The 17,820-nt window shown below is 40.9% G+C and carries 17 protein-coding genes; 13 read left to right on the top strand and 4 right to left on the bottom strand.

The window, feature by feature from the left end; genetic code table 11:
- Window positions 1–52: 52 nt before the first annotated feature.
- The 5 genes from ABOO_RS06730 (at window position 53) to ABOO_RS06710 (ending at window position 8,872) form a co-directional block, all read left to right on the top strand.
- Window positions 53–3,130 carry a right-handed parallel beta-helix repeat-containing protein gene (locus ABOO_RS06730; protein WP_008083917.1) on the top strand — a complete coding sequence of 1,026 codons (3,078 nt, stop codon included), beginning with the start codon at window positions 53–55 and terminating at the stop codon, window positions 3,128–3,130.
- A 142-nt stretch (window positions 3,131–3,272) separates the two neighbouring features.
- Entirely contained in the window at window positions 3,273–6,260 is a 2,988-nt protein-coding gene (locus ABOO_RS06725; RefSeq protein ID WP_008083879.1) for an Eco57I restriction-modification methylase domain-containing protein, read from the top strand.
- A gap of 61 nt (window positions 6,261–6,321) precedes the next feature.
- Window positions 6,322–7,287, top strand: a complete 966-nt coding sequence (locus tag ABOO_RS06720) for a phosphoribulokinase (RefSeq protein WP_008083905.1) — start codon at window positions 6,322–6,324, stop codon at window positions 7,285–7,287.
- Window positions 7,288–7,307: 20 nt separating this feature from the next.
- Complete coding sequence (locus ABOO_RS06715) at window positions 7,308–8,234, top strand: transcriptional regulator (RefSeq protein WP_008082830.1); 927 nt, start codon at window positions 7,308–7,310, stop codon at window positions 8,232–8,234.
- On the top strand, window positions 8,231–8,872 hold the full coding sequence (locus ABOO_RS06710; protein ID WP_008083761.1) for a hypothetical protein: 642 nt from the start codon (window positions 8,231–8,233) through the stop codon (window positions 8,870–8,872). Before ABOO_RS06715 ends, ABOO_RS06710 begins: the two co-directional genes overlap by 4 nt.
- Here the strand turns inward: ABOO_RS06710 and ABOO_RS06705 are convergent.
- Window positions 8,830–9,417 (bottom strand): RlmE family RNA methyltransferase, encoded by a 588-nt coding sequence (locus tag ABOO_RS06705; protein ID WP_012997396.1) that lies wholly within the window; start codon window positions 9,415–9,417, stop codon window positions 8,830–8,832. The two genes, ABOO_RS06710 and ABOO_RS06705, sit on opposite strands and share 43 nt — an antisense overlap.
- The gene (gene gcvH, locus ABOO_RS06700; RefSeq protein WP_008083931.1) at window positions 9,414–9,794 is read right to left on the bottom strand and encodes a glycine cleavage system protein GcvH; all 381 of its coding nucleotides are present in this window, start codon (window positions 9,792–9,794) and stop codon (window positions 9,414–9,416) included. The genes ABOO_RS06705 and gcvH overlap by 4 nt, the downstream gene beginning before the upstream one ends.
- A 64-nt stretch (window positions 9,795–9,858) precedes the next feature.
- On the opposite strand from gcvH, the gene thpR reads away from it, so the two are divergent.
- Window positions 9,859–10,389: an RNA 2',3'-cyclic phosphodiesterase gene (gene thpR, locus ABOO_RS06695; RefSeq protein ID WP_008083872.1), complete on the top strand. Its 531-nt coding sequence runs from the start codon at window positions 9,859–9,861 to the stop codon at window positions 10,387–10,389.
- On the opposite strand, the gene ABOO_RS06690 is transcribed toward thpR, so the two are convergent.
- The gene (locus ABOO_RS06690; RefSeq protein ID WP_236614100.1) at window positions 10,380–10,652 is read right to left on the bottom strand and encodes a hypothetical protein; all 273 of its coding nucleotides are present in this window, start codon (window positions 10,650–10,652) and stop codon (window positions 10,380–10,382) included. The two genes, thpR and ABOO_RS06690, sit on opposite strands and share 10 nt — an antisense overlap.
- Window positions 10,636–11,079, bottom strand: coding sequence for a helix-turn-helix domain-containing protein (locus tag ABOO_RS06685; RefSeq protein ID WP_008083774.1), 444 nt, complete (start codon window positions 11,077–11,079; stop codon window positions 10,636–10,638). Before ABOO_RS06685 ends, ABOO_RS06690 begins: the two co-directional genes overlap by 17 nt.
- A 75-nt stretch (window positions 11,080–11,154) precedes the next feature.
- Between ABOO_RS06685 and ABOO_RS06680 the strand changes: the two genes are divergently transcribed.
- The 7 genes from ABOO_RS06680 (at window position 11,155) to ABOO_RS06650 (ending at window position 17,816) form a co-directional block, all read left to right on the top strand.
- Complete coding sequence (locus ABOO_RS06680) at window positions 11,155–12,156, top strand: M42 family metallopeptidase (protein ID WP_008083752.1); 1,002 nt, start codon at window positions 11,155–11,157, stop codon at window positions 12,154–12,156.
- A gap of 36 nt (window positions 12,157–12,192) precedes the next feature.
- The gene (mvk, locus tag ABOO_RS06675; protein WP_008083833.1) at window positions 12,193–13,122 is read left to right on the top strand and encodes a mevalonate kinase; all 930 of its coding nucleotides are present in this window, start codon (window positions 12,193–12,195) and stop codon (window positions 13,120–13,122) included.
- Between the two features lie 204 nt (window positions 13,123–13,326).
- Window positions 13,327–13,965: a flagellin gene (locus ABOO_RS06670; protein ID WP_008083866.1), complete on the top strand. Its 639-nt coding sequence runs from the start codon at window positions 13,327–13,329 to the stop codon at window positions 13,963–13,965.
- Window position 13,966: 1 nt separating this feature from the next.
- Window positions 13,967–15,034, top strand: a complete 1,068-nt coding sequence (locus ABOO_RS06665) for a hypothetical protein (RefSeq protein WP_008083807.1) — start codon at window positions 13,967–13,969, stop codon at window positions 15,032–15,034.
- Between the two features lie 9 nt (window positions 15,035–15,043).
- Window positions 15,044–15,466 carry a flagellar protein G gene (locus ABOO_RS06660; protein WP_008083233.1) on the top strand — a complete coding sequence of 141 codons (423 nt, stop codon included), beginning with the start codon at window positions 15,044–15,046 and terminating at the stop codon, window positions 15,464–15,466.
- Window positions 15,467–15,469: 3 nt separating this feature from the next.
- Complete coding sequence (gene arlH, locus ABOO_RS06655; protein WP_008083219.1) at window positions 15,470–16,159, top strand: archaellum protein ArlH; 690 nt, start codon at window positions 15,470–15,472, stop codon at window positions 16,157–16,159.
- Window positions 16,160–16,172: 13 nt separating this feature from the next.
- On the top strand, window positions 16,173–17,816 hold the full coding sequence (locus ABOO_RS06650; RefSeq protein WP_008082833.1) for a type II/IV secretion system ATPase subunit: 1,644 nt from the start codon (window positions 16,173–16,175) through the stop codon (window positions 17,814–17,816).
- The last annotated feature ends 4 nt before the right edge of the window (window positions 17,817–17,820 follow it).

Below are 17,820 nucleotides of genomic sequence, written 5' to 3'. Positions count from 1 at the left end.
ATGAGAAAATATTATATAATACCCGAGTGATATAGGGATGGGGAGGGGCGTAATGAAAGCAGGTGTTATATTATTCGGGATTTTAGTGATATTCTCTACTATAGTGCCATATTCAGCGCTTGGTGAGGACTTGGGATATGCTCTTAGAGACCCAATAATAATAGACAGTGACGATGATTTTGACTCTGCACATGGGGTAAGTGGGGGAAGTGGAACAGAAGATGACCCCTATATAATTTCAGGATGGGAAATAGACGCTTCTAATCGGAAATCTGGAATTTATATAGGTAATACCACCAAATATTTCAAGATTCAGAATTGCTGGGTAAAGAATGCCAAGGCTTCCAGTGGATTTTTCTATATTGGCTCAGGTATAAAGCTCTATAATGCAAAAAACGGCGTGATAGAGAATGTGCAGGCCACGGATAATACCAGATATGGAATTTATATTGAAGATTCCAGCAATATATTAATTACAGGTAGTACAATGCAATCTAACGGATACAACGGAATTTACGCCAAGGATTCTTCCATAAGCGCCACAGGCAATACTTTAACAGATGAAGGAATAAAGATCTCCGGTGGAAGTGAAGTTAAGATAGATGGAAATACAATAGAGGGGGCTGGGATTTATATTAATGGTGCTGATAATTCGTATGTAGCAAATAACACTATTAAGAATTTCGCTAACCAAGGAATATACTTGGACTCTGCAAGATATTTACATATTTACAAGAATAAACTCGCCAATGTAAGCACCGGGATATATCTCTTCCAATCTATTTATACATCGACCATATACAACAACAATATATCCGAGGGGGATATGGGAATATTCCTTTCAAGAAGCAGGAATATAATCATAAAAGAGAACGACATAAGTTCCAACAGCGATAAAGGAATTTATCTGGCTTCGTCATCCTCAAATATTGTTGATAATAACACCTTAAGTGGGAATATGTATGGAGTATACCTCTATAATTCAGATTCCAACAAGATATCGGCTAATAGTATAAAGAAAGCATATGAATCAATTCACCTAGATAATTCAAACGGCAATACTGTAAGCAATAATACATGCCTTGGAGATGGTTCTGCCTTTACTAGAGATGGAGTTTACGCCAAGAACTCTGATCATCTTGATATCCGTGATAATCTATGCTCGTGGCTCTCTTACGGGATAGATTTATCTCATTCTGATAATGCGAGCGTCCATGGAAATGCCTTAGAGCATAGTTCTATAGGCATAGGAAATTATTTTTCAAATTACACAAAAATAGAAGGGAATCAACTCACGTATAACCGTCTTGCTTTGGATGTGCAGTATTCCAGCAGTGCATCTGTAGTTGGGAACACAATATCCAAGAGCTCCGAATTCTCTATGACCTTCGCATATGTGAAGAACTCAGTATTGGAAGATAATATGATTATGGATATGGGAAGTATTATCGACAATTCCTCCTTAGATATCTACAGAAACCGCATCAACGGCACCTATCTTGAGATTAACAGTTCTAAGTATCTCCATATCAATGGAAATAGAATAGAAAATAGCTCTTCCTATGGACTTTTCTTATTTAGCAGTTATTTAGCAACTGTGTATGACAATACATTCATCAACAACACTATAGGGACGAAGATTCAAAGATCAACCTATGTATATATCAAGGATTCTCTTTATTCCAACAATGATCTTGGAATATATATGCTCAATACATCCAGGTCCACAGTAGGTTTTATCACAATGGTGAACAATGGCGATGGTGGATATTTAGAAGACTCTGATAATATTACTGTTGAAGCTGTCAATATCACTAACAACACAGGCCACGGAATCAATATAATAGAGAGCAGTGATATCACAGTAAGAGATTCCAATATTTCCTCCAATGGCAACCGAGGAGTTTCCCTTTGGAATTCTACATATGTAGATATTCTGAGAATATTAGCAACTCACAACGGTGAATGGGGCGTGTATATGGGCCATAGTTCCTATGTCTCCCTAACGAATTCCACCTTATTGTATAATGGGAAGGATGGCCTGTATGCAAGTTCATCATCTCATCTAAATATCAGTTTTAACAACATTTCGAGCAATCACTATGCAGGTATATATGGGGATGATGGTATTGATTATTTCCAGATCTTGAACAACACAATCATGGAAAACACTTATGAAGGCATTTATATGAATTATATCAGAGAAAAGAATACCATAAAGGGAAACACTGTTGCCTATAACCACAAGTGTGGAATATCATTAAACAATGGTTATTACTGGGATGATAAAACATATGTCATAGAGAACAAAGTTTATAAAAATGATGAAACGGGGATTTGCCTTTATAATATCGACGTATATATATCAAACAATGAGATACACGATAATGGAGCGAGAGGCATATATGGGAGCTATGTATTGGGAGAGATCTCTAATAACACAATCATAAACAACTCGGGAGAGGGTATCTACATACCTAATAATATGAATGCAAATATAGTTTACAACAAAATATCCCATAATAATGGAGATGGTATATCTCTTGCTTACCCCTACAGTGGTGGCCTAACACACTACATTTCCCACAATGACATATCGTATAACGCAGGTGATGGAATAAAACTCGTGACTACATATAAGATGAGATTAAATATAACCCACAACAACATAATCTACAACGGAGGGGACGGGATAAAGATTCTCCCTGGTACAGATGATATTTTTTATCTGAATATTACCCAGAATCTTTTCCTGAATAACACGGGCTACGGAATAAACACCAGTGCAGATCACTACATATTTATCTGGGAAAATTCTTTCTACTTCAACAATGGAAACAATGGAACATATGACCCTGAGCATATTCAGGCTAGAGATGATACTGAATACTCTGGGGATTATTATATAAAGTGGTACAAGGATGGTTGTGGAAATTACTGGGCAGACTGGACAGAGCCGGATAGGGACGGAGATGGAATTGTAGATGACCCCTACCAACTAGATGGAAGCAGCGAACATAAAGATTACTTCCCTCTCGCAGAATCTGATATACCCATTCCTGAATTCTCTCCTATGGTCCTTGTAGTGTTGCTAGTGATTGTAGCAATTTTGATTCGCAAAAAATCTTAATTTTTATTTTTACTTTTTGATATTTTGTTTTTCCATTACATAGAGAATGTTTGACACTTTTGAATACTTAGTTTTAAAAATAAAATTTTTTATGGGGGCAAAACTTTACTTTAAACAATATTGAAATTAAGGTGAAATGAGTATGCCAGCTCCTGAGATAATAAAGGAACTCGTGGAGAGGTTTGAGAGGAACCTGAAAGCATATAAAAGCCCCGCATACAAGGAGGACCAGCTAAGGCAGGAGTTCATCAACCCATTCTTCGAAGCTCTGGGGTGGGACATGGAGAATAGGAGCGGGGCAGCACCCCAATACCGGGATGTGGTTCACGAAGATTCTATCAAAGTTGCGAAAGGGACCAAGGCACCTGATTACGCCTTCACTCTAGCGGGGAGGAAGATGTTCTTTGTGGAGGCGAAAAAGCCGGCGGTGAACATAAACAAGGACTCCGAGCCGGCGTATCAGCTCAGAAGGTACGCATGGAGCGCGGGGCTTCCCTTATCCATTCTGACAAATTTTGCGGAATTTGCAGTATACGAAGCTAGGAAGAAGCCGAAAAAGGACGATAAGCCGAGCACCGAGAGAATAATGTACCTTACCTACAAGGATTACGTTGAGAAGTGGGACGAGATATATGCCATATTCTCCAAGGAGGCGGTGCTGAAAGGGGAATTTGATAGATTTGCGGAAGAGAGCAGGAACAAGAGGGGGACCACTCCTGTGGATGAGGAATTTCTCAAGGAAATTGAGGGGTGGAGAGTCGAGCTTGCAAGAAATATTGCGCTGAGGAATCCCAATTTGAGCGTGAAAGAGCTCAACTACGCGGTGCAAAGAACGATAGACAGGATAATATTTCTGAGAATGTGCGAAGATAGAGGAGTTGAAAGATATGGGAGACTTTTAGAGGCTGCCGAGGAGGATGTTTACGCTGCCCTCCTGAAGCTTTATCAAGAGGCGGACGAAAAGTACAACTCCGGGCTGTTTCACTTCAAACCGGAGAAGGGCAGGGCCACCGAGCCCGATGATATTACCCCGAACATAAAAATCGACAGCAAGGTGCTAAAAAGGATAATCAAGGGTCTTTACTATCCGGAGAGCCCCTACGAGTTTTCGGTCATAAGCCCCGAGATACTCGGCCAGGTTTACGAGCAGTTCCTAGGAAAGGTGATAAGATTAACGAAGGGGCACAGGGCGAAGGTGGAAGAGAAGCCTGAGGTGAAAAAGGCGGGCGGGGTTTATTACACACCACAGTACATCGTAAATTACATAGTGGAGAACACCGTTGGAAAGCTGTGCAAGGGAAAAACCCCCAAGGAGATGGAGAAGATAAAGATTCTGGACTCGGCATGTGGCTCCGGCTCGTTTCTTCTGGGCGCGTACACCCGGCTCCTCGAGGAGCATCTGAGGTACTACACGAGTGCGAAAAACAAGAAGAGGTACAGGGACAGAATTTATCAGGACAAAAACGGGGAGTGGCACCTGACGATAAGGGAGAAGAAGAGGATACTGCTGAACAGCATATACGGCGTGGACATAGACGAGCAGGCGGTGGAGGTAACAAAGCTGAGCCTCCTGCTGAAGGTTCTGGAGGGAGAGAACAAAGACGCCCTGGAGAGGCAGCAAAAACTGTGGAGGGAGAGGGCACTTCCCGACCTCGGAAACAACATCAAGTGCGGGAACTCGCTTGTGGGCACGGATTACTACGCTTCGGGGGTGCAGATGACCCTTTTCGATGAGGAGAGGGAGAGGATAAACGCATTCGACTGGGAGAAGGAGTTCCCGGAGGTGATGAAAAACGGGGGATTCGACGTGATTATCGGCAATCCCCCGTACGTGAGGCAGGAGATGCTCGGGAAACTGAAGAACTACTTCAAGGAGCATTACGAGGTGTACCACGGGACCGCGGACCTTTACGTTTACTTCATAGAGAGAAGCATGAAACTGCTCAAACCCAACGGGATTTACGGCATAATAGTGGCCAACAAATGGATGCGCGCCAACTACGGAAAACCGCTCAGAGAATGGCTGAAGAAGTGGCAGATAGTGGAGATTCTGGACTTCGGAGACCTGCCGGTGTTCAAGAAGGCCACGACATACCCGTGCATAATGATAGTGAAGGCGAGCAAGCCGAGAAAGTACTTCTGGGCCGTGAATTTAAAAACCCTAGAGCCGGCGCGCCTGAAGGAAATCGCAAGGAAAGAGAGGTTCAAAGTTTACTACTCGAATCTCGACGACTCCGGATGGGCGCTGGTGAGCCAGGAGGAGGCGAAACTGCTGGAAAAACTGAAGAACGCCGGGATTCCGCTGGGGGAGTACGTGCAGGGGAAGATTTACTATGGCATTAAAACGGGCCTAAATGAGGCGTTCGTCATCGACGGGGAGACGCGGGACAGACTCATAAGAGAGGACCCGAAAAGCGCAGAGCTGATAAAGCCGTTCCTCGTCGGCAAGGACATCAAGAGGTACCGCATAGAGTTCAGGGACAGGTACCTTATACTCATCCCATCCGGCTGGACAAACGAGCACAAAAAAGGAAGAAGCGCATGGGAATGGTTCTCCAGCGAGTACCCGGCGATAGCGAAGCATCTCGCGCAATTCGAGGAGAAGGCAAAGAAGAGGTGGGACAAGGGCGAGTACTGGTGGGAGCTGAGGCCGTGCGATTACTACGAGGAGTTTGAGAAGCCGAAAATAATGTTTCCAGATATAGCGCTTAGAATGCAGGCAACATATGATGACAAAGCATTTTATTGCGTAAATACTGCGTACATCATTCCGGTTGGGGATAAATATCTTCTTGGAATTCTGAACTCAAAAATGGTACATTTTTATTACGCAAATATCACAAGCACAATTCGGGGAGGATATATGCGCTTTATCCGGCAATACCTCGAAATGATTCCAATCCGCGTGCTCGACCTCTCGAAGCCGGAGGAGCGGAGGATGCACGATGAAATCGTGAATTATGTGGGGAGGATGCTGGAGCTGCACAGGGAGCTCGGCGAGGCGAGGTTGCCGGGGGAGAAGGAGAGGATAAAAAGGCAGATTGACGGCATAGATCGCGCCATAGATTCGCTCGTGTACCGCATATACGGGCTCACGGACGAGGAGATAAGAATCGTGGAGGGGCGTTAGGTTTTAAATTTCAAAGAAATAATGCCCTAATCTTTTTATCTTCATTTTCTTTATTACACTTATGCTTGGAGAATTTAGGAGAAGATTAGAGGAGTATGAAGGTTCTCTGATAATAGGAGTTGCCGGGGACTCTGGCAGTGGGAAGAGCACATTCACAAAGAGTATCATAAATTTGTTGGGCAAAGATTTAGTTTCGTCTTTCTCCTTGGATGATTATCATACGGAGGATAGGGAGACAAGAAAGAAAACAGGGCATTTGCCCTTGGATCCAAAGATAAACAATTTAAAATTAGCCGCAGAGCATCTGAGCGCTCTGCAAAAGGGTAATGCTATAATCAAACCTGTTTACAACCACAAAACTGGAAAATTTGACCCTCCAGAGGTTTTTGAGCCAAAGAAAATTGTTATCGTGGAAGGTTTGCACACTTTATACGATGAGCTTCGCAATTATCTTGATTTGAAAATCTATGTTGATCCATCGAAAGACATAAAATGGCTGTGGAAAATAAAAAGAGATGTTGAAGAGAGGGGATACAAAAAGGAGGATGTGATAAAAGAAATAAGAGCAAGAGAGCCCTTTTACAAGAGATACATAGATTTCCAAAAGATTTATGCAGATATTGTGATAAAAATTGATATTTCAAAATTCTCAGAAGAGGATTCATATTCCGTAGAAACAATACTTAAAGTTCTTGATTTTCCATTGAGCGGAATTGAGATGCCTTTGAGTTTGTCTTCTCTAATAAATACATCGCAGAAACCGATGATGATTTCCTACAGAGACGATTTTTACTATATGAAGAGAGTATCTCGCATCACATTTGACGGACTTATCCCCCACGAAGCCATAGATTCTTTGGAGAGAAGAATAATGGAATATACGGGCTTTGAAAATTACATACTTGAGAGAAGCAAATATGTGAATGGCACGCAGATTGCTCAACTCTTGGTAGCTTGGTACTTTGTTGAGATGATGAACAATATATTTCGTGAGATAGAAAATGCGAGGGAAAAAAATATATATTAAAAGCGTAATCGTAAGCTGAGATGGAGAAGGAGAAATTGCTGCGGGATATTCGTGAATTACTCTTTAGGGAGAATTTTGAGATAGGTGAGCCCATACTCAAGAGTATAAGTTTTGATATGATAGCCCGCAGAGATGATTTGATTTTAATCCTGAAAGCTTTGGTTAATATAGATGCATTAAGAGCCGAAGTTGCTAGGGAGTTAAAAATCTTGGGTAAAGAATTGAAGGCGGCACCGATTGTAATAGGTAAAAGAAATGCAATGGGAGAGATAATGGACGATGTTGTGTATTCTCGCCATGGTTTGCCTATACTATCTTTTAATACATTCAAGAATTTCATAGTTAATGGAGAATATCCCATGGTTTATGCCTCTCCAGGAGGATTGTATGTGAACATAAACGGATGGCTTTTAAGGAGGGTGAGGGAAGCGAGAGGTATATCTTTAGGAGAGTTGGCAAAGATTGCAGGTGTGTCAAGGAAAGCCATCCAGTTATACGAGGAAGGCATGAATGCAACTATTGATAGTGCTCTCCGTCTTGAAGATTATTTGGGCATACCTCTGATTGAGCCCATTGATATCCTAGATTTAAGGAGATTAAAGGAGGAGAGATATGAAAATATTGAAGATGTTGATGATATATACCGCAGATTGATGAAAATCGGCTATGATGTATTTCTCACCATTAAATGCCCCTTTGAAGCTTTAAGCAAAGACGAGCGGGATGTATTCTTAACGAGCATAGGTAAAAATCAGAAAAAATTAAAGGTAAAAGCGATGAATCTGCGTATATTTACAGAACTCCTGGGTAAAAATGCATTTATCGTGGTAAATAAGGCAAAGTACGAAGAGATTGATGGAATACCTTTGATTGAGAGAAGCGAAATTATGGAAATAGAAAGTAAGGAGGAAATCCGCAAAATAGTCAGGGAAAGGAGTGCTATATGAAGAGGGTTTTTCAGTTCAATATCAATGGAAAAGAAGTTTTATTTTTCGGCACAATAAAAGGACTTGTTAGCGAGAGAGAAAAACTTAAAGAATTGTTTAAAGATTTCAAGGCCCAAGTTATGTTTCTTGGTATCTCTCCAGAAGAGTTATCAGGGTTGAAAAAATATCTAAAAGAACCCTTTGATATCGATCCTGAAGATTATGAAGTTATTTATGCTTTAAAACTTGAAAAGTACGGGGAAGTTGGATTGCCTGTGCCCACATACCTTGAAGCATTTGCTATAGCGAAAGAGGATGGAATTGAGATAATACCCATTGATATGCCCGACGAGGAGTATTCAGATTTATTTGTGAAAACAATTGATTTCTTTCATATAATGCGCTTTAATTTTCGAAAGAGGAAGGTATGGCGTAAGAATTTTGAGGCAGATACACCAGAAGAATTTGTTATGCTTTGGGATAAAGAGGTAAACAAAATTCCTCAATACAGAAAAATTGAGAATGAAAGAGAGAGATACATGGGGAGAAAAATAAAAGAGCTGCTCAGGGAAAGAACTGAGGAAAGAATAATGGTGATTATAGAACTAGAGCGCCTCTATGGAGTGTTAGATAATTTAAATCTTTTGCAAACCACATAGATTTCCGGACTTTCTCTATTCGATGCCTTTGGCTTATGCACCTTTACCATATCAAATCTATCCCTGCATTTTTTAAGGTATGCGTTGAGCATATCTCCTTGGAAGATCTTCACTACAAAATGCCCCCTTTCTCTTAAAACATTCTCCGCTATAAATAGGGCTCTCTCTGCAAGGTCTATAGAGCGTGCATGGTCCCATGAGCTTATACCCGAAATTTTTGGAGACATATCTGAGAGAACTACATCCACTTTTTCCGCTCTTTCCTTTATCCTTTTTAATGTCTCATCGCTGTAAACATCTCCTCTTATATACTCCACATCTCTCAATTTTACAGGTTTTATGTCCACGGCAATTACCCTCCCCTCTCTACCCACAATTTTCAAAGCCACTTGGCTCCAGCCACCGGGTGCAGCACCTAAATCCAAAACGGTATATCCTTTACGAATAAGATAAAATCTATCGTTTATCTGCAATAATTTGAAGGAGGCACGACTCTTATAACCGCGTTTTTTTGCCTCCCAGTAGTAATAGTCACGATTTTTCAACTTTCTTCCTCTACAACCTTCTTGTATTCTTCAGCGCTTAGCAATTCATCCAGCTCGCTTGGATTTGTAATTTCCATTTCAACTAGCCAATTCTTGTAAGGATCTTGGTTGAGAAGCTCTGGAGAGTTGACAACTTCGTCATTCACCGCTACAACCTTGCCAGATATTGGGGCATATATATCACTTGCTGCCTTCACAGATTCAACAACTCCAAGATTGTCTCCCTTGGCTATTTCATCGCCCACATTTGGAAGCTCGACATAAACTATATCATGGAGCTGCTCTTGCGCATGATAGGTTATTCCTATCTTAGCCTTATTACCTTCAACCTTTACCCACTCGTGGGTTTTTGTGTATTTCAAATCTTCAGGTATCATATTGCTCACCGATTGCCTAAATGCATAAAGGGTAAAAAATCTTGCGTTATATTTTTAACCTCCAATGCGATTAGCAAATATGCGCACATTCATAGCCATTGAAATTCCGTTCTTTAGAGAGATTGAGGAATTGCAAAAAAGCATAGAGGGCAGGGCAAAATTGGTAGAAGAGGAGAATATGCACATAACCCTGAAATTTTTGGGAGAGATAGAGGAAAAATTAATAGAAAAAATAAAAAAAATCGTGGAAGAGTGTAAAGTGGATAAGTTTAAAATATCCTTGCAAGGCGTTGGTTTTTTCCCAAATGAGAGATACATTAGGGTAATTTGGATCGGCATTGATGGCTACGAGCCCATAGTCAAAATGGCAAAATGCATAGATGAGAAACTATCCAAGCTTGGATTTGAGAGAGAGAAAGGCTATGTACCTCATCTCACTGTGGCTAGGGCAAAGGGGAGAGTATCCATAATGAATTATGATAGATTCAAAAATTTGAAATTTGGGGAAGTGGATGTCAGAGAGGTAAAAATAAAAAATAGCACACTAACTCCCAAAGGGCCAATTTACGAGGATGTCGCAGTTATTCAACTGTAATAAATCTTCTCGCCCTCGTCTTCCTCCTCTTCTTCCTCGGCAAGTTCTATCACATCCACAGCCGCTATTGAGCCCATGGGTATTAGGCGTATTTTACCTTTTAACTCCCCATGCTCCTCTCCAAGCTCTATGCTTAGAGAAGTGTCTTCTCCCAGAGCCACAAAACCCCTAAATATTCCTGTAGTTTTCATTATTGAGTCATGGGATGCCACTGAGTATATTACGCATTTTGAGCCAATAGTTAATTTATTCAACCTTCTCACCTCCTGCCAAGTTGGAAATATGCTCAACCATCTTCCTGTAATTCTCCATTGCCAATTTAACATTTGCCTCTACAAATACCCATGCTCTCTCCAAATTACCATATTTTAAGCGATACAATTTATTCATACCCTCCTGCCTTTCATCAAGAATGTCCATTGATTTCAATTTGTTCAAATGCCTGTAAAGAGTGGTTCTAGTGGTATTGAGATACGCAATAAGCTCTTCCACACTCCATTCCCTATCAGGCCTGAGAAGAAAGCATTCCTTAAACAATCTATAGGGCACACTCTTTATTGCCCTTCTAAAATCCCTCTGAGGGTCCACTCTTGGCATATAGCCAATCGAATTCAGAAAATTCAAAAGCACAGAATCAATATTGTTATCGTGTAGCATAGGGTCCACAATTTTTATGTTCATCTCAAACATAGATATTGTAATACAATTGCCTTTATTTAATTTTTTCAACCCAAAATTTAAGATACATGGGGATATACCTTCATTATGCTTCTCGAAAAATTGGTTAAAGCATTTGGAGTGCCGGGATATGAAGGGGAAATAAGAGAAATCGTGAAAGAACATATGGAAAAATATGTGGATGATGTACAAGTTGATACCCTTGGAAATGTTATAGGCGTGAAAAAAGGAGGAGAGAGAAAAGTGCTTTTAGCGGCACATATGGACCAAATTGGCTTTATGGTCAGAGGTATAACTGAGGATGGATACCTTGTGATTTCGCCAATGGGTGGAGTGAATCCAATAACGCTGCGATCAAGAATTGTGAGAATAAGAGGGAAAAGTAGTTATGTTTACGGAGTCATAGGTGAGAAGCCGCCCCACATAGAGAAGAAAGCAGAGAAAAAAGAAATAAAGGATTTAAGGGTGGATATTGGAGTAGAAAAGAAGGAAGAGGCAGAGAATTTGGTAAGTATAGGGGATGTTGGCTCTTTCTTGCCGAATTATTACGAGATTGGAAATAGGATTGTAGCAACGGCTTTAGATGATCGAGCCGGGATTTACACCCTTTTGAAAGTAATGGAAGATTTGGAAAGCGAGACAACAATTTATTTTGTAGCTACAGTGCAAGAAGAAGTTGGATTGAGGGGGGCGAAGGTCTCTGGATTTAGAGTGGAGCCAGATATAGGTATAGCGATTGATGTGACCCATGCAAGAATGCCCGGAATGGGTAAGGACGAGATGCCTGTAGAGCTTGGCAAAGGACCCACAATTGGAGTAGGGCCAACGGCTCATCCAAAGCTTGTAAAGCATTTCATCAATAGTGCAAACGGAGTGCCTTATCAAATTGAGCCTAATCCAAGCAGAAGTGGCACGGATGTCGATGTCATTCAATTGTCTCGTGAGGGAGTTGCCACTGTAGTTATTTCTATTCCTCTTCGCTATATGCACTCAAGCGTTGAGATGATTGATAAAAGAGATTTAGAAAATACAATAGGGCTGATAAGAAATGCATTGAAGGGAATAGATAAAGTTGAACTAAGCTTATGAGGGAAATGTTTATCATCATAATGCAAATAATCTTCCGTGGAAACATCTGCACCAGCTAAAGTCATATTATTCGGCGAGCATGCTGTTGTCTACGGTGAGCCTGCCATAGCTGTGGCAATAAATTTGAGAACCTATGTGAAAATAAAAAAAAGCGAGGAGTATAGGGTAAATGGTTATCCTATGAGCGATAAGTATCATTCATACATCAAGAATGCAATAAAATTATGCTGGGATGGAGAGCCGTTGGACATACAAACAAAGAGCGAGGTTCCTTCTGCATCAGGCATGGGCTCCTCAGCCTCCATAACCGTTGCAATGCTCACTGCGCTCTTGGCTATGAAAGATGAACTAAAAGAGGAAAAAATAGCCAAATTGGGATTTGAAGTGGAGTATAGAACTCAGGGAAGTGCAAGTCCCATTGATACAAGCACCGTGACACATGGTAAAGGCATTTTGGTGCATAGGGAGAAGAAAGACCATTTTCTATGGAAAGTGGAAAAGGGGGAGTTGAAATGGTACATTCATCATATAGAAGTCCCTTCACTAAAACTCGTTGTTGGCTTTTCCGGTATAAAGGGCTCAACAAAGGATATGGTAAATAAAGTGCGCAGGTTCTATAACTGGAACTCCTTTGCCAGGGATGTTATAAGAGATATAGGAAAAATAACTATGGAAGCAATAGAACCTTTGCAGGATGAGGATTATGAAAGAATAGGAGAGCTTATGAACGAGGATAATAAACTTCTCACTATCTTAGGTGTGAATCACCCCATGCTAAAAAGAATGATAAACGCGTCCCTAAAGCACTCGTATGGGGCGAAATTGACGGGAGCAGGTGGAGGTGGCTCAATAATAGCACTTACCGATGAGCAAGATGAAGTAGCAAAGGCAATAGAAGAGGTGGGTGGCAAAGCTTACAAGGTGGAAATAAGTAAAGATGGGTTTAGAATTGAAAATCATTTTTGAAAATCACCATTGGGTATCTGTTATGTTTAACAATTTATAAATTTCAGTGAAAAAATTTTTAATACCCTATATCCTTTTGAATTTTGAGAGAGGCCCTGAATGCCCGCAGGTGATAGCGATATCACCTCGGGCCTCTCTCGAGGAGAGCCTATGGCTCTCCTCCACTGATCACCATGGGAGGTGATGCAAGAGGTGATGTGAAATATGAAGAGGGTGATGAAGAGGGAACAGGGAGAATTCGGCATTGGCTCGCTCATAATTTTCATAGCAATGATCATTGTTTCCGCAGTAACAGCTGTTGTACTTATACAAATATCATACCAACTTCAGCAACAGGCAGAAGATACAGGGAATGTGGCGATTCAAGATGTTTCAACAGGATTTAAGATAATATCTATGGGTGGCTACAGATACAATGATGAGTGGGGCACGACTCCTCCTTATCACGACCAGATTGACTGGATTGATATAAAAGTATCATTAATCCCAGGTAGCCCTCCAGTGAATTTGGAAGATGTGATTTTAGAGGTTAGTGATGGTCAAAATTCCGTGGACTTGGTGTTCAATTCCTCCGTTAGTTTCGATGGCGGTGCAAATCCGCAGGGTGGCGCAGGGGTTTTTGGAATAAGAGTTATAAGAGACCTATCTCCAAAAACTTTGAGTAATTATGTAATCAGTGCAGGAGATATAGTTGCCTTATCATTTAATGCCACAGCAAATGGCTTGGCTCTATTGCCTCAGACATATCTCAGTATTAAGATCATACCCAAGCATGGTGTATCGACTTTTCAGCAAATTACCACACCTTCAGTTTATGTGTCAAGATATGTGGAGTTGATGTGATATGGGACTTAGCACAACAGCTGCCTATGGGATATTATTTACGGCTTCCATAATGATGCTTGTAACTCTCTTGAATAGCCTGATTTATTCCTATACCCTCACAAATCAAGGAATGGAAAATAGAAGCGAAATTCTCCAGGGTTCTAAGAATGTAATAGAAATTGATAGGGTGGTTTACAATTCCTCAAAAATTGAGGTTTGGGGCTATAATAAGGGTCCATACACTTTGGATATGAATGCCACCACAGTGCTTGTAAATGGTAGTGTTATGGAGTTTAATTCCGCAGCCTATTGGTATGCAGGGGAGTATGAAAAGATATTTGTGAATTCATCCTACTCTCTTGGGAATTATCATAAAATCCAGTTTAAAATGGATGTTGGTGATGATGTTATTGCCTCCGCCGAGGGGGATAAAATATACATTTTGAATTCTACAGGGATAACTGCTTATTCCTATGAAGGTAGCATGGTTTGGTATAGGGAGATAAAAGATCCACTGGATATTAGTTGTGGTGAGCATATCTATGTACTAAATTCCACGGAAATCTTAGAGTACGATTCTTCTGGATATTATCTCGGCGCTTTTGGAGAGAATTTGAGTATAATTGCCATTGCTGCCAACGATACAAGAGTTTATGGGATTTCGAATACCACTCTTTATATATTTGATTCATCCGGCAATTTGCTTAATCAGATTTCAATATCACAGGGAAAGGATGTGGCCATAGGAAAATATGTATATGTGCTTGAAGGGAATGAGATATACGCTTATACATCCTCAGGCGCCTATGTGTATTCTTTTACCGATTGGAGAATAAATAATGCTACTAAGATAGCAGCTTCGCAAAGTATGGAGGGATCTTTCATATTCGTTCTAAATAATCACAACGAAATATTAATTTATCAGGGCGAAGAGTTTGTGCAAGATATAGAGTTGGAAGAAATAGCGTGGAACATCGATATCTATGGAAAGATATACCTTAGCTCCTCAGGGCTGTACGCTATGAATATGGGTTATAGGGTGAAGATTGTTGATGAATATGGTAACGAGTTCTATGGGTATCTGTGAGGTGATACCATGGGTCTGAGCACAAGTGCCACTCATATAATATTCTTCATCGCTTCCGTAGTAATAGCCGCTAGCTTTGTGGGAGTGGCAGCTAATGCCATACTAAACATCTCAAATGGTATACAGGATAGAGGAAATATGCTGGCAGATCAGCTCTCTGGAAGCTTTGAGATAATCAACGATCCTACTCATATGAGTAATAACCCATTGATTCTCTATCTCAAGAATACGGGAAAGGTGCCATTGAGTACAGCCCATATAACTATTCTCATAGACGGTATAAATGAGGATAACTACACGGTGAGCAATGATACATGGATGCCAGGAGATACGATTACTCTGACTGTTAATGTGGATCTTGCATCGGGGGATCATGTGGTAAAGGTTGTGCTTGAAAACGGAATATCAGATACCTTCTACTTCAAGGTGTGAGCTATGTACAGGATAAAAATTGAGAGGGATGAACTGCATTCGCGCTTGGGGGGAGGATTTCCAGAGGGCTCATTAGTTTTGATTGAGGGAGAGAACGGTAGCGGTAAGAGCGCATTAACGCAAAGATTTGCCTATGGATTTTTGATGAATGGGCATACTGTTACCATAATATCCACAGAGTTAACTGTGAGAGATTTCATAAAGCAGATGTACTCTCTAAACTATCCAATTGCGAGTTTCTTGCTCCATAATCGCCTTGTTTTTGTTCCAGTGTATCCTATAATTGGAAATATGCGCAATAGAAAGGATTTCCTGGGTAGATTGATGTCCTCACCTTCTCTATTCAAAACAGACATAATTATAATCGACACCTTATCCTCCTTGGTAAAGGCAAGTTTAAATGTTGAATCACGCTCTGTGCAGTTGCTTTCATTCTTTAAAAGATTGATGGCTCTTGATAGAACTATAATATTGAATGTGGAAAAGGGGGTGATGAAAGAAGAGATATTGGCACCTTTTAGGGCAGCAGCTAATGTATATCTGGAAACTTCTATAAACAAAATAGGGGGAATGGTGAACAGAATTGCTTTTGTTAGAAGATACGCAAATGCTCAGGGCAGAGTTGAGAATACTATAGCATTCAGAGTTGAAGCTGGAACCGGGATCATATTGGAGATAATGGCAATCTCGTAAAGGGGTGATAAAAATGGCCATGGGGATGAAGGTTGACCTGGCAATAAAGAGAAATCCACATTTAGGAAGGTACATAGAAAAAGTAAGAAAAGAATTAAACGAGACACCCGAGTTCTATGAACAACTATCGAGGGATATGAAAGACCTTGACTGGGTCAACCTGATATACCCTGTGGGAGACCCCATATTCATCCACATTTACGGGAGGAGAGGAGATAGAAAATATCGTGTTATACAGCCAGAGCTTACCGATGAGGAGAAAATAAAATACAATAAGATCAGGGAATTGATATTCATAAAGGCAGGATACGAGCCGCCCCATAAGACCAAGGAGGAGTTTGAAAGGCAGTTAGAGAGATTGCTCAAGGATTCTGTTGTTCTTGTGGAAGAGCCGGTGCCCTTTGAAGAGAAGAAGGGTTTTATGAGCATGTTCAGAAAAATAAAAGTAGCTGTTACGCAAGAGGAATACGATAAAATTGAGTATTATCTAAAGAGGGATATAATTGAAAGTGGCCCACTAGAGCCACTGCTTAGGGATCCCTACATAGAAGATATCCATGCCATAGGAATAGAGCCAGTGCATCTGATTCACAAAGTATTTGAGACTATGGAGACAAATGTGCAGTTTTCAAGTTATGATGAATTGGATTCTTATTTGAGGGGAATGAGCGAGAGAATGGGCAGACCTGTTAGCACGGGAAGACCAATAGTAGATGGGGCTTTGCCAGATGGCTCCAGAATTAATATTATCTATGCGGATGATGTTAGTATTAAGGGTGCATCTTTCACAATAAGAAAATTTGCGGCAGAGCCATTGAGCGTGACGCAATTGGTGAAGTGGGGAACATTCTCGGCCGAGATAGCAGCTTATCTATGGATGGCTATTGAGTATGGGAAGAGCCTGTTCATCTCAGGAGAAACTGCAAGCGGTAAAACTACAACGCTTAACGCTATAATTCCGTTTATAAGATATAATTACAAGGTATTCACCGCGGAGGATACGCCCGAGGTGCATGTACCTCACGAGATTTGGCAGAGATTGTTAACCCGTGAAGCTGGTCCCGAAGAATCTCGTGTAGAAATGTTCGATTTACTAAAAGCCGCTTTGAGAAGTAGGCCCAATTACATAATTGTGGGAGAAATAAGAGGGGCAGAAGGTAATGTGGCTTTCCAAGCAATGCAGACAGGACACCCGGTTATGGCTACATTTCACGCATCATCCATTAAGAGAATGATACAACGTTTAAGCTCTCCTCCAATTAGCGTGCCTGTTACATTTATGGATAATCTAAACATAGGTGTTTTCCAGCAAGCTGTGTATTTAAAGGGCAGAACTTTGAGAAGGGTACTCTCCGTGGAAGAGATATTGGGTTATTCGAGCGAGCTTGGAGGCGTTATGACAAAGGCAGTTTTTGTATGGGACCCGCTCAGGGATGAGCATATATTCAGGGGTTTGAATAACTCATACATCCTTGAGGAGAAAATTGCACCACTCTTGGGTTATGATGACCCGCGCAAGATATACAACGATTTATTCCTCAGAGCAAAGATAATCAAGAAGATGATCGAGCACAACATATTCCGATATAGGGATGTGGTGAAGATAATAGTGGATTTTCAGAAATTTGGAGTGGAGAAACTGCCATTCACGGTGTGATAAA

The sequence above is a fragment of the Aciduliprofundum boonei T469 genome, assembly GCF_000025665.1.
Taxonomy (GTDB): Archaea; Thermoplasmatota; Thermoplasmata; order Thermoplasmatales; family Aciduliprofundaceae; genus Aciduliprofundum; species Aciduliprofundum boonei.
This window is presented reverse-complemented; position numbering and strand designations above follow the sequence as displayed.